Genomic DNA, 12104 nt, shown 5'->3' on the forward strand with positions numbered 1-12104 from the left:
AACGCCTTTTGCGACGGCGCGTAACAAAAGCCTTAACAATTGCGCCGGCTTCAAACCTGGCCGCCCCATGTTCTACGCTCTTAACCAGGTCACGAGTGCCAGCGCAAAACCCCGGTTTGCTGGCCGGCAACCCTCCATTCGCGGTGGGGTGCCCCGGGTGACGACCAGGCCGGTCCGGAGCGGATGCGGCAAGCGCGGATTCCTGTATGCCGGAGTCCTGTTCTGAAGTGAGGTCTCTGTGACAACTGCCACCGTCTCCCCCAACGCCGCCATCACCACCGAAGCTGCAACGGCCCTCGACGCGCGCCAGGCGATCGCCGGCCGCCCCCTCGCCGCCGTCACCGGCGCGGAAATCCAGGCGCCGCTGATCGCCGGCGGGCATGTGCGGTATGCCAACCTCGACTATGGCGCGTCTGCCCCCGCCCTCTCGGTGGTGTCCGCCTACCTCAACGAGATCCTGCCGTACTACGCCAGCGTCCACCGCGGCGCCGGGTACGCCTCGCAAATCAGCACCTCCGTGTACGAGAACGCCCGCAGCATCGTCCGCGATTTCGTGGGCGGCCGGCCGGACGATTCCGTCATCTTCACCAGGAACACCACGGACTCCCTCAACCTGCTGGCCGGCTGCCTGCCCGTCGCTGACGGACGCCATGCCGGTGACGTCCTGTACCTGGACATCGAGCACCACGCCAACCTGCTGCCCTGGCAGGGAGTGCCCCACCGCAGCATTGTTGCCGCCAACACCATCGCCGGAACCATCGAGGCCGTCCGCGCTGAGCTGGAGCAGGGCGGCGTGAGCCTGCTGGCAATCACCGGTGCCTCCAACGTCACCGGCGAGATCCTTCCCGTCCGCGCCCTGGCAGCGCTCGCCCACCAGCACGGCGCACGGATCGTGGTGGACGCCGCCCAGCTGGCGCCGCACCGCCGCATTGACATCAGCGCGGACGACGTCGACTACGTCGCGTTCTCCGGGCACAAGCTCTACGCGCCCTTCGGCGCCGGTGTCCTGGTGGGACGTCCTGACTGGCTCGACGCCGGTGTTCCACACCTTGCCGGCGGCGGCGCCGTCAAGGAAGCAAGGCTCGACGGCGTCAGCTGGGCAACGGGCCCGGCCCGCCACGAGGGCGGCTCCCCCAACGTCCTGGGCGCGGCCACACTTGCCCGCGCCACCCAGGTCATCGCCGGGTTGGACCAGGACCGCTGGCACGCGCACGAGTCCGCCATCCGCTCGTTCCTGGTGGAAGGCCTGCAGGACATCGACGGCGTCACGGTCCACCAGATCTTCAAGGACACCAACGCGGACACGGACACCATTGGCGTGGTCAACTTTTCCGTCGAGGGCTACGATGCAGGGCTCGTTGCCGCGTACCTTTCCGCTGAGCACGGGGTGGGGCTGCGGGACGGGCGCTTCTGCGCGCATCCCCTGCTGAAGCGGCTGGGGCTGCCCTCAGGGTCCCTTCGTGCCAGCTTCGGCCTCGGTTCCCGGCTCGAGGATGCCGAGCGGCTCCTGGCAGGCATCGCCAAACTCCGCCGCGACGGGCTGGGCTGGGACTACGTGGTGGACGCCGGCCGCTGGGTTCCCGCGAACGACACCCGCACCTACCCGCACTGGGCTCCGAACACACCGGGAACCGCGGGGGCTGCTCCCTGCGTTGACGACTGACCGTCGCCAGCGGCTGACCGGCCGTGCCCTGCTGCCGGACCCGGATGCGGTAAATTCGGAGGATACCGCAGGGCATTAGTGAAGGAGGCCGCAGGTGGTTCGGGGTGGCCCCAGGCTTGATCATGGGCGGCGCCGGGAGCTCGGCCAGAGCTTCCAGGACGGCGGCAAGCATTACCAGCGGGTCCGGCCCGGGTATCCTGCGGAATCTGCGCAATGGCTCGTTCCTGCCGGGGCCCGTGAGGCGCTGGACGTTGGCGCCGGCACCGGCAAATTCACCGAGCTCCTGCTGGCCCATGGGCTTTCGGTGACCGCCGTCGATCCATCCGCGGACATGCTCGGACAGCTGACGGCGCACTATCCGGACGCCACGGCTGTCCTGGGCACCGCCGAGGCGACGGGCCTGCCGGCGGCGGCGTTCGACGTCGTCACCGTTGCCCAGGCCTGGCACTGGTGCGATCCCCTCGCGGCGAGCACGGAACTGGCCCGTGTACTCCGCCCGCACGGAACGCTCGGGCTGGTCTGGAACCAGCTGGACACGTCCGTCCCGTGGGTGCACCGGCTTTCCCGCATCATGCATGCGGGGGACGTGTACAAGCCGGACCACCGGCCCGTGGTGGGCCCCGAATTCGGACAGCTTGAAGGCCACGTGACGCACTGGCAGGACCTTGTCAGCACCAGGGATCTGATGGAGCTCACCAAATCCCGCAGCTACTATCTTCGCGCCGGCGAAGCCACGCGGGCCAAGGTCCTCGCCAACCTTGACTGGTACCTGCATGAGCACCTGGGCCATGCCGACGATGAGGACCTGGAATTGCCGTACCTGACCCTGTCGTGGCGGGCCGTCAAAGCATGAAGAACGTCGCCGTTGCGGTCCACCGGCACCCGGTAGGCTTGGTCCTGTGAAGACCAGCGCGCCCTCCTCCTCCATCGAGGACTACGTCAAGGTCATCTACTCATTCACTGAATGGCAGGACAAGCCCATCACGTCCTCGCAGCTTGCCCAGCGGCTGGGGGTGGCCAACTCGTCGGTTTCGGAGATGGTCCGGAAGCTCAAGGACCAGGGCCTTGTTGACCATAAGCCGTACAGCGCCATCACGTTGACCGACACCGGCCTGCGGCTGGCCCTGTCCATGGTCCGGCGCCACCGGCTGATCGAAACGTACCTGGTGCAGCAGCTGGGTTACAGCTGGGACGAGGTCCACGATGAAGCCGAACTGCTGGAGCATGCCGTTTCGGACACGTTCATTCAACGGGTTGCTGCCAAACTTGGCGACCCCAGCCGTGATCCGCACGGAGACCCGATTCCCACTGCCGACGGCAAGGTTCTGATGCCCCGGGCCCATCTGATGGGTGAGCTGGACAAGGGCCATACGGGCAGGATCACCCGAATCAGCGACGATAACCCGGATCTGCTCCGCTATCTGTCCGCGGAGGAGATAGACCTCGACGCCGAGGTGGAGGTGGTGGGGCGACGGCCGTTCGGCGGTGCGCTGGTGGTGCGCATCCGCAACTCCGGCCGGACTCGTGACTACGACCTGGCCGATGAGATTACCTCGGCCCTGTGGGTGCACAGTGACCACCCGCATCCCGGCTGCATCCTGGCGGACGGCTGAGATGCAACCGGCAGGATGAGTCCTTCGGGAATGCCGTCTGCGCGGGCCTGGCTTGCGGTGGCCGCCGGTGGCCTGGTGGGCAGTGAACTCCGCTATGGCCTGGGGCTGGCCTTTCCCGAGATTCCCGGATCAATACCCTGGGTGATGCTCTGGATCAATGCCGCCGGAAGCTTTGTGCTGGCGGCGCTAACGACGGCCTGGATGGCCCGGCCGGGGACAGCGTTCTGGCTGCGCGCGGGGCTGGGCCCCGGACTACTGGGCTCCTTCACCACGTTTTCTACCGTGGTGTTCGCGGTGGATCAACTGGCCCGGGCAGGCCAGCATCCCGTCTGGGTTGCCTACCTGGCGTTCTCACTGCTCCTCGGACTGGGGGCTGCCGGCCTCGGGTGGCGTGTGGGCAGGCTGCTCCCCTGGACATCGGAGGCTGACGCTGCGGGCGGCAGGCCATGACCGCTGCCGCGCTGGTGGGAATCTTCGGCGTCCTGGGCTCACTGCTGCGCTTCGCCATCGACAGCTGGTTCGCGCATCACCTTTCCACCCGCAGCGACCGGACGGCGGGAGGGCAGGAAAAGCTGCACTGGCCGTGGGCCACGCTGCTGGTGAACGTGCTGGGCTGCCTCATCATCGGGGTGTCCTTTGGCCTGACCGGGCGGCTGGGACTTCCGGACGAGTGGCATGCCGGACTTGCCACGGGCCTCGCCGGAGGCCTGACAACCTTCAGCTCATGGACCACCGCCACCGTGCGGTTGCTGAGTGAAGCACGCTTCGGTTCCGCATCCCTGAACATCGTGGCAAACCTGGCCCTGGGCTTCGCCGCTGCAGCGGCAGGCATGGCGCTGGCAGCATAGCTGGATCAACCACGCACGTTAGTGACACTGGCGTGTTGGGTGAGATAAAGAAGACCTCCGGGTGGAGTGGGGCTTGACTAGAGTCCAATTCCACGCATGGAAGTCTTCAATGTCCAACCCTAACGCTCTTCTGATTCCTCGTGGCAGGCTGCACTCGCGCAATGTGTCGTTGATCAGTCTGGAGCCTGCGCCGGGCTGCGGAGCGGCAGTGGACTATCGATAGGCCGTGCCATGGGGTGCCCTTCCGCTGCGCTGCGTTCGATTCCTACCGAGCTACTGAACTTCGCACCACCCATCATCTTCCACAACTTCAGCAACGACCAACAGAACATGATTAGCAGCAGAATGTTTCGGATCGTCAGTAGGGCAGCTACGCCTGGATTGAGTGAGGCAAGAAGTTGCGGATATAGGAGCGGATAAATAAGGGTCGTGAGACCGCAAATGGGAACCATCAGAACTACGGGAATCGTCCATTCGCGCCCGCGAAATGCGGCGGCAGCGCATATTACGGCCGCTGGCCATATCATGAACTGCGGGGATCCAACTTTATTGAACACGATCATTGCCATAACCAGGGCAAGACCACCGACCATAAAGAGGTCCTGCCGATTCGCATCACTCCTTACTCCCACGAAAATGAGAAGAGCTATACCGAAAACGCTAATCATGAGCAGCGGATTAAGTATTGCGCTCATTTGATCTGCAAGTGAGCCGCGTATCTCCATCGTGTCTATATCAGTATTCGGGTAGATGTATGTGCCCTGTCGAAGTACAGCCTGCCAGAGACCAGGAGTGGTTAGGGGCGCCTCTAACTGCATACCTCGGTCTCCCTGCGCCTGTATAAAGCCCAGAAGGTTTCGAGCGCCGCCACCCAACACGACCGCCATGACCATGATTGCAGACACGCCGATTCCGGCTATAAGAACACGCAACCGAGCCTTGCTGGATAGAACCAGCGCCATGACAACCCCGGCGGGCCATACTTTGATCCAGGTCGCAAGAGAGAGCAGCAGCGACGCAACCGCTGGCCTGGTTGCTGCAACGACAAGACCCATAACAACAAAAGGAGCAGAAATACCGTCGATACGGGAGAATACGAGCGGTCCCAAAATAAGAATCAATAGGATAAAAAGGTAAGCAGCCTGCCACCCGAACCGCAGCGTCCTACTTCGGAGCAGAACCGTCACTGCACAAAAATTGAGTATGGCGCAAAGTACGAACCAACCGAGCATGTACAGGTGATGCCCGAAGGTCGCTGCCACGACCATAGGAACCATCGCCGCAATTGGATAAACCCATGCAACGTCGATACCCTGCCATACGCCTTCGTTAAGACCTTGATACACCCATTCCCGATACAAGACAACGTCTCCGTTTGCTTGCCCTGCAGTGATATCCGGAATCAAAAACAAGAAAGAAAGAAAATGCACTCCTGCACATATAGCGAAGACGCAGCGCTTACGGGACAGAAAATTACGCAGGTCTAGTGGGAGCATGAGCATATGTGACTCTCTAGGATAAAAAGGAAGGAGCGGCAGCGTCCGCTACGCAGACAAGCGGCTGCCAACGGTATGCAAAACCCGCCTCGATAGCACCGGACCTAACCAGCGAAGACGGATCAAGTTAATACACCCGGGCTGCGGCCCAAAATGATTACTTCTCAAGGATACTTGGTGTCCCGGCTCCTTGCGGCCCGCCGGGCTTTAGCGAGGCGTATGGTTGACTCTGATGATCAGCAGACGTGACGCGGCAATTGCCCTGGATGTACCAATGGAAATGGCTCAGCGCCATGGCCTCCCGAAGTGGATGACGGAGGCAGAACTGGGCGAAATCCTGGACAACCCGCCGCCCTGGCTGGTCCAGTCACGTGCCAACCGGACGGGCAAGCGTCCGGTCTGGGTCCACCTGGAATGCGCCGTCTGCGGCTACGAGGAGGCGGCCCGTCCCAAGAAGTGGTGGCCGGACTTCACCTATGTCGTGTGCAGCCATCACGCACCTGCTGACGTGCCGCCCGTCCAGGCCGGCTTCATTCGAAGCGAGTTCGACGGCGTAGGCACGCGTTTTGTAGGCATCGCGGACGTTGCGGCGCCGGACCACCACTAGGAACTAGGAATTTTCCGGGCGGCTCAGTTGCCGTTGCTGGACATCTCCTCGGGAACCGCCACGAGGTGGAGCTCCACGCCGTCCCGCAGCACTGCAACATCGAGCGGTTCGCCGATGGCGTCGGAAAACAGCAGCCGCTGCAGGCTTTCGGCATCACTGACAGGGCGTCCGCCGGCTGTCAGGAGGACATCACCCGCTGTAAGGCCTGCCTTGTCTGCCGGTGATCCCGGCAATACCTCAACGATGCGCAGGCCTTCACGCTGGCCAGTCCTGATGACCGTACTGGGATTGAGCCGCATTGGCGTGCTGACCAGGCCCAAATAGGCCCGTCTGACCCGCCCGTCGGACAGCAGGGCGGAGATGATCCGGCGGGTGGTTGCGTTGATGGGAATCGCCAGGCCCAGTCCTGCACCGGCCACTGCGGTGTTGATGCCAACGATCCGGCTGTGCGTATCGGCCAGCGCTCCGCCGGAATTACCGGGGTTCAGCGCTGCATCGGTCTGGATGACGTCTTCGATGACTCTCCGATTGCCGCCCGACCAGACCGGAATGGCCCGGCCCAGGCCGCTGACCACGCCTGCCGTCACCGAACCGGCCAGGCCCAGTGGGTTACCTACCGCCACAACGAGCTGCCCAACATGCAGGGATTCCGCCGCGCCGAATACCGCGGGCGGCAACTTGGCCCGCCTGCCGTGGACTACTGCAAGATCGGACAAGGGATCGGCGCCCACCAGTTCCAGTTCCATGCGGCTGCCGTCGGCAAAGACTCCATGGCCGGTCAGGGTTCCTGCCACCACGTGCGAATTGGTGAGGAGGTAGCCGTCCTCCGTGAAGAGCACCGCCGAGCCTGCGCCCACCCGCACTCGTCCGTTGCGCCGTGCCGCTGTCATTTCGATGGCAGCCACATGGGGAGTGACGGCTGCTGCCACCCGCATGACTGTCTGTGAGTACGAATCCAGCACATCGTCGTCGTACTCGGGAAAAGCCGGCTCCCGCGCCTGGTCCATGGCGCACCTCCTGGTTGTGCCGCCCGGCCGCCCTAAAATACCTGTCCGGGTCCTATCGGAGTCAACGAACCGCGGACGGGTAGTAGTCCCATCCCCGCTACGCCGTTGGTGAACGGGTGAAGGGACCGGAGCGGGGCAAAGAAAAACACCCCGGTCCGAAGACCGGGGTGTTTCCCAGGGTGGAGATGGGGGGAATTGAACCCCCGTCCGATGTCGTGTTGTCAGGGCTTCTCCGGGCGCAGTTTGCGTCGGATTTTCTCGGCCCCAGCCATGCTGCAAACAGCTGGCTGATCCGGGCCCAGTCATCAAAGAGTCCCGCTTACCCCGATGACGGGGGTAAGCAGCAGTGGCTATCTAAATGACGCCAGGATCCGGGGCGATAGCAACCTCGGGCTGACGGACTGTCTTACTGCTTAGGCAGCAAGAGCGAAGTCAGTGCGCTTAGAATTGGCACTTATTGGTTTGCAGAAAGCGTTTACGAGATAATTCTGCATCCTCGGCCCGCTTCACCTGTCGCGACTAACATCGTCGAAACCGATCATCCCCGTATTTTGTTACCAAACCGGAGGGCAAGCCCACCGGACTATTTATAGTAACGCATGTTGCGCGGGATTCATTCCATCGGCTTCCTACCGGCGGCGGTTGCGCTCCCGCATTTCCCGCTGCGCCTCGCGGTTGTCCTGCTGCTCCCGGAGGGTCTGGCGTTTGTCATACTCGCGCTTGCCGCGGGCAACGCCGATCTCCACCTTCGCCTTGCCGTCCACAAAGTACAGCTGGAGTGGAACGATGGTGTAGCCGGACTCCCTGACCTTGTGGGAAATTTTGATGAGCTCCTCGCGGTGCAGCAGAAGCTTACGGCGGCGCCGCGCGGCATGGTTGGTCCAGCTGCCCTGGTTGTACTCAGGAATGTGGATGGCTTCCATCCACAACTCGTCGTTATAGAAGGTGCAGAATCCGTCCACCATGGAGGCGTGCCCCTCCCGCAGGGACTTCACTTCGGTGCCCATCAGCGCGATGCCGGCCTCGTAGGTGTCCAGCACGTGGTAATCATGCCGGGCCTTGCGGTTGGTGGCCACCACTTTTCGGCCACTTTCTTTAGGCACGGGAAAGCTCCTCAGGTTCAGATCCGTTGTCCTCCGGGCCGGTTCGGCGCGGAGTGATACCAGTGTACGGCAGGGCAATCAGCCCCTACAGCAGCCCCATCGGGTCAACAGGAGCACCATTGAGCCAGGTTTCGAAGTGGGCATGGCAGCCGGTGGAGTTGCCGGTGTTGCCGGAGTAGGCGATGAGCTGGCCCTGTGAGACCCGCTGGCCGTTCGACACCACGATGCTGGCGTTGTGGTAGTAGATGGTGTTCAGGGTATTGCCCTGCATCAGGCCGTGGGAAATCTTCACGCGCCAGCCGCCGCCGTCTGCTGAACTCCAGCCTGAGCTGAAGATCTCGCCTGCTGCTGCAGCGTAGACGGGTGTGCCGCAGGCTGCTCCAAAATCGAGCCCCGTGTGCATGTAGCCGCCCTGCCCGTAGAAGTCGATGGTGCCCGGCGGGGTAGCCCGCCAGCCGAATCCGGACGTTATGGGTACGTTGCCGGAGAAGGGATGCCGCAGGCCAAAGGCCGACGGCGATCCGGCCGGGGGCATGAATGACTGCACCGGCGGGGGCGGCGGGGGCGCCTGGCCCTTGGCAGCGGCTGCTGCGGCCGCGGCGGCAGCCGCAGCAGCCGCAGCTGCTTCTGCCTGCCTCCGCTGCTCGGCCTCCCAGGCCTCACGCAACCTCCGGTCGCGCTCCTCAATTTCTGCGGCAACCGCGTTCTGGCTGGCCTGGACGCCCGCCAGCTGCGCCTGGATTCCAGGCTTGGCGGCCTGCAGCTCTGCATCAAGCCGGGTGGTGTCGGCGATTAACTGATCGACCTGTTCCTTCTTGGCGGCTGCCTCGTCCCGGGCAGCTTTTTCCCTCTCCAGGGCAGCATCGGCCTTGGCCTTGAGGTCTTTGATCTCAGCCTCGACCGCCTGCAGGCGCGCTTCCGAATTCACGTTCGTGGCACTCTGCTGCGACAACTTGTCCATTGCCGCGTTCTGGCTGCGCATGGCCTGGTCCGCCAGGTCCATGGTCTCCGTGAGGCTGGCGCCGTTGTTGTCGCCGAAGAACAGCGAAAGGTTTGAGGGGACTCCCCCGGACTTGTAGGCCTGGGTGGCGATCTGGCCGATGAGTTTCTTCGTATCGGCGATCTTTTGTTTGTCCGTTTCCAGCTGCTGGGTGATCTTGGCCTTGTTCTGCTGGGCCATGTCCACACGTGCTGAGAGCGCTTCAACCTCTTTAACGGCGCCGGCCACGCGGCCCTGGGCTTCCAGGAGTGCCTGCTGGGCACCCGGCAGCTGGCCCTGGTACATCACCAGGTCGCTGGCTGCCTTGGCGATGCGGGAATCCACGAACTCCAGGGACTGCTGGACGCGCGCCGCCTCAGCCTCAAGTGCTGCCTGCTTGTCTTCAAGCTCGTCCGCGAAAGCCACCGGTGTGGATGAGGCGAGCCCGGCGGCGAGGACGACGGCAAGCACGCCGCTGATGACCCCTGACCGACGGGAGGCAGTTCGGCGTCCGTGCACGGAGGTCTGATCGGTTACGTTCATGGTCGTTCCTTGATCGGTTTGCATGGTCCTAGACGCGAAGGTATCTGCGCAAGGTCAAGAGAGACGAAATTCCAGCCAAGGATGCGCCAAGGATTAGCAGAGCCGGTGCGAGGATCAGCGTCTGGCCTGAGGAGATGAAGGCCGTGTCCGGGTACTGCCGGGACATGAACTCGCCCAGGAAGAAGTGGGACACCGCCCACAACGTGGCGGAGGCCAGGGCAGCACCGATCACGGCAGCGATCACGCCTTCAAGGATGAACGGCAGCTGGATCACCGTCTTCGACGCGCCTACCAGGCGCATGATGCCCGTTTCCCGCCGGCGGCTGAACGCGGAAAGCCTGATGGTGGTGGCGATCAGGAGGATAGCGCAGACAATCATGACGCCGGCGATGCTGACCGCAACAAGGGAGGCGCCGTTCATGACGGAGAAAAGCCGCTCAAGGAGCTGGCGCTGGTCAATGACCGTTTCCACGCCGGGCTGCGAGGAGAAGGTCTCGCTGATGATCTCGTACTTCTGGGGATCCTTCATGTTGATCCGGAAGGATGCCGGGAGCTGGTCCGGCGTCACGGAATCCACGATGGGTGAATTCGAGAACTGGTCCTTGAAGTGCTTGTACGCCTCTTCCTTGGACTCGAACTGGAAGTCGTTAATGTACTGTGCAACCGCCGGCGACTCCAGCAGGGTGTTCAGGCTTTCCTGCTGTTCAGAGGTGACCGGCCCGCCCGCGCAGCCAGCCGCCGTCGAACCTTCACTGCACAGGAAGATGGCCACCTGGACTTTGTCGTACCAGTAGCCCTTCATCTGGTTGATCTGCATCTGCAGCATTCCTGCGGCACCCACGAAGGTGAGCGACACGAAGGTGACAAGGATGACCGAGACCACCATGGACAGGTTGCGACGGAGTCCGCTGCCTATCTCGCTGAGGATGAATGCAAGCCTCATCGCTGTGCCTCGCCTTCGCCGGGGACGCCCGTTTCAGGGTTTTCCCTGCCGCTGGCGTCCTTGAGCCTGCGGGACTGTCCCACCACGGGAATCATTGAGGTGTAAAGTGCCTTGGCTTCGTCACGGATGACCACGCCGTTCCGAAGCTCAACCACCCGCTTGCGCATCTCGTTGACGATGTCGTCGTCGTGCGTGGCCATCACCACGGTGGTTCCGTTCTGGTTGATCTTGTCCAACACGCCCATGATGCCCATGGAGGTGGTGGGATCCAGGTTTCCGGTGGGCTCGTCGGCGAGCAGGATACCCGGACGGTTGACGACGGCGCGGGCGATGGCAACGCGCTGCTGCTCACCGCCGGACAGTTCGTGCGGCATGCGGTGCTCTTTGCCCTCCAGGCCCACGGTCTTGAGGACTTCGGGAACGGTGTCCCGGATGACGCTGCGGCTTTTGCCGATGACCTGCATGGCGAACGCCACGTTGGCGAAGACGTTCTTCTGCGGAAGGAGGCGGAAGTCCTGGAAGACGACGCCGATCCCGCGGCGCAGCCGGGGGACCCGCCAGCTGGAGATCTTCGCGACGTTCTGGCCGGCAACATAGACGGCCCCGGATGTTGCGCGGTCCTCCTTGAGCACCAGGCGGAGGAACGTGGATTTGCCGGACCCTGACGCGCCGACCAGGAAGGCGAACTCTCCGCGGTCGATCTCAAGGTTGACGGAGTCCAGCGCAGGCCGGGTTGTCTGGTCGTAGACCTTGGTGACATTTTCGAATCGGATCATGGCCCTAAGTACCCTGCAGGGCATGGCTGATTCTCACATGCAGCCCAGTTCTGCAGCCGGTGCACGGGTTTTCGTTTGGGGGAAGTAGGGCCCCGGCCCCTCGACTATACGCAGGAACCCTGGCGTATTACCGGGGTTTCACAGGGCGTGTCGCGGGAACCAGGTGCCAGAGTGAACACGCTGAAGCCTCTTGCATGCAGGTCTTACAGAGAGAAGGGCAGCGCTCTCCCGACCGCCTTTACTCGCTCCTATAATGGGTAGCTGCGCCTGCCGGCGGCTTGCCGGCTACCAGGTGCACCGACCGCTCCCTCCAGGAAAGGCCCTCTGTGCGCGTCCTTACGATCATTCCCACGTACAACGAACTGGAATCGCTGCCCAAGACGCTCCAGCGGCTCCGGTCTGCTGTCCCGGCCTCGGACGTGCTGGTAGTGGATGACAACAGCCCTGACGGCACCGGCAAGCTTGCCGACACCATTGCGGCCGGGGACTCCCAGGTCCACGTCCTGCACCGCAAGGGCAAGGAGGG

13 protein-coding genes, 1 other RNA gene and 1 riboswitch are annotated in these 12104 nt (G+C 63.2%); of the genes, 7 read left to right on the forward strand and 7 right to left on the reverse strand.

Features of this window, described 5'->3' with window-relative positions:
* The first annotated feature begins 87 nt into the window (after nt 1–87).
* A riboswitch (SAM riboswitch) is annotated at nt 88–201 on the forward strand.
* 37 nt (nt 202–238) lie between these two features.
* The 5 genes from P2Q66_RS00230 (at nt 239) to P2Q66_RS00250 (ending at nt 4124) form a co-directional block, all read left to right on the forward strand.
* Nucleotides 239–1663 (forward strand): aminotransferase class V-fold PLP-dependent enzyme, encoded by a 1425-nt coding sequence (locus P2Q66_RS00230; protein WP_275724671.1) that lies wholly within the window; start codon nt 239–241, stop codon nt 1661–1663.
* 94 nt (nt 1664–1757) lie between these two features.
* Nucleotides 1758–2516, forward strand: a complete 759-nt coding sequence (locus tag P2Q66_RS00235) for a class I SAM-dependent methyltransferase (protein ID WP_275724673.1) — start codon at nt 1758–1760, stop codon at nt 2514–2516.
* A gap of 46 nt (nt 2517–2562) precedes the next feature.
* A complete protein-coding gene (locus P2Q66_RS00240) occupies nt 2563–3276 on the forward strand; it encodes a metal-dependent transcriptional regulator (RefSeq protein ID WP_079597630.1) in 714 nt (237 codons plus the stop codon).
* 15 nt (nt 3277–3291) lie between these two features.
* Complete coding sequence (locus P2Q66_RS00245) at nt 3292–3726, forward strand: CrcB family protein (protein ID WP_275724677.1); 435 nt, start codon at nt 3292–3294, stop codon at nt 3724–3726.
* Nucleotides 3723–4124: a CrcB family protein gene (locus tag P2Q66_RS00250; RefSeq protein WP_275724678.1), complete on the forward strand. Its 402-nt coding sequence runs from the start codon at nt 3723–3725 to the stop codon at nt 4122–4124. The genes P2Q66_RS00245 and P2Q66_RS00250 overlap by 4 nt, the downstream gene beginning before the upstream one ends.
* Before the next feature lie 173 nt (nt 4125–4297).
* Here P2Q66_RS00250 and P2Q66_RS00255 read toward each other — a convergent pair whose 3' ends face one another.
* On the reverse strand, nt 4298–5554 hold the full coding sequence (locus P2Q66_RS00255; protein WP_275724679.1) for a glycosyltransferase 87 family protein: 1257 nt from the start codon (nt 5552–5554) through the stop codon (nt 4298–4300).
* Nucleotides 5555–5852: 298 nt separating this feature from the next.
* On the opposite strand from P2Q66_RS00255, the gene P2Q66_RS00260 reads away from it, so the two are divergent.
* A complete protein-coding gene (locus P2Q66_RS00260; protein ID WP_079597627.1) occupies nt 5853–6227 on the forward strand; it encodes a hypothetical protein in 375 nt (124 codons plus the stop codon).
* Between the two features lie 23 nt (nt 6228–6250).
* Here P2Q66_RS00260 and P2Q66_RS00265 read toward each other — a convergent pair whose 3' ends face one another.
* From P2Q66_RS00265 to ftsE, 6 genes are all read right to left on the reverse strand, one after another.
* On the reverse strand, nt 6251–7234 hold the full coding sequence (locus tag P2Q66_RS00265) for a trypsin-like peptidase domain-containing protein (protein WP_275724681.1): 984 nt from the start codon (nt 7232–7234) through the stop codon (nt 6251–6253).
* A gap of 177 nt (nt 7235–7411) precedes the next feature.
* Nucleotides 7412–7780: a transfer-messenger RNA gene (gene ssrA, locus P2Q66_RS00270) on the reverse strand.
* Nucleotides 7781–7863: 83 nt separating this feature from the next.
* Nucleotides 7864–8337 (reverse strand): SsrA-binding protein SmpB, encoded by a 474-nt coding sequence (smpB, locus tag P2Q66_RS00275; protein ID WP_009356865.1) that lies wholly within the window; start codon nt 8335–8337, stop codon nt 7864–7866.
* An 85-nt stretch (nt 8338–8422) separates the two neighbouring features.
* A complete protein-coding gene (locus tag P2Q66_RS00280) occupies nt 8423–9859 on the reverse strand; it encodes a M23 family metallopeptidase (protein WP_275724688.1) in 1437 nt (478 codons plus the stop codon).
* Between the two features lie 28 nt (nt 9860–9887).
* A complete protein-coding gene (gene ftsX, locus P2Q66_RS00285) occupies nt 9888–10802 on the reverse strand; it encodes a permease-like cell division protein FtsX (protein WP_079597623.1) in 915 nt (304 codons plus the stop codon).
* Nucleotides 10799–11578 (reverse strand): cell division ATP-binding protein FtsE, encoded by a 780-nt coding sequence (ftsE, locus tag P2Q66_RS00290; RefSeq protein WP_275724689.1) that lies wholly within the window; start codon nt 11576–11578, stop codon nt 10799–10801. Before ftsE ends, ftsX begins: the two co-directional genes overlap by 4 nt.
* 326 nt (nt 11579–11904) lie before the next feature.
* Here ftsE and P2Q66_RS00295 point away from each other — a divergent pair.
* On the forward strand, nt 11905–12104 hold a 200-nt coding region (locus P2Q66_RS00295; protein ID WP_275724691.1), incomplete at its 3' end, for a glycosyltransferase.

The organism is Arthrobacter sp. Cr_A7 (assembly GCF_029222765.1).
Lineage (GTDB): Bacteria > Actinomycetota > Actinomycetes > Actinomycetales > Micrococcaceae > Arthrobacter.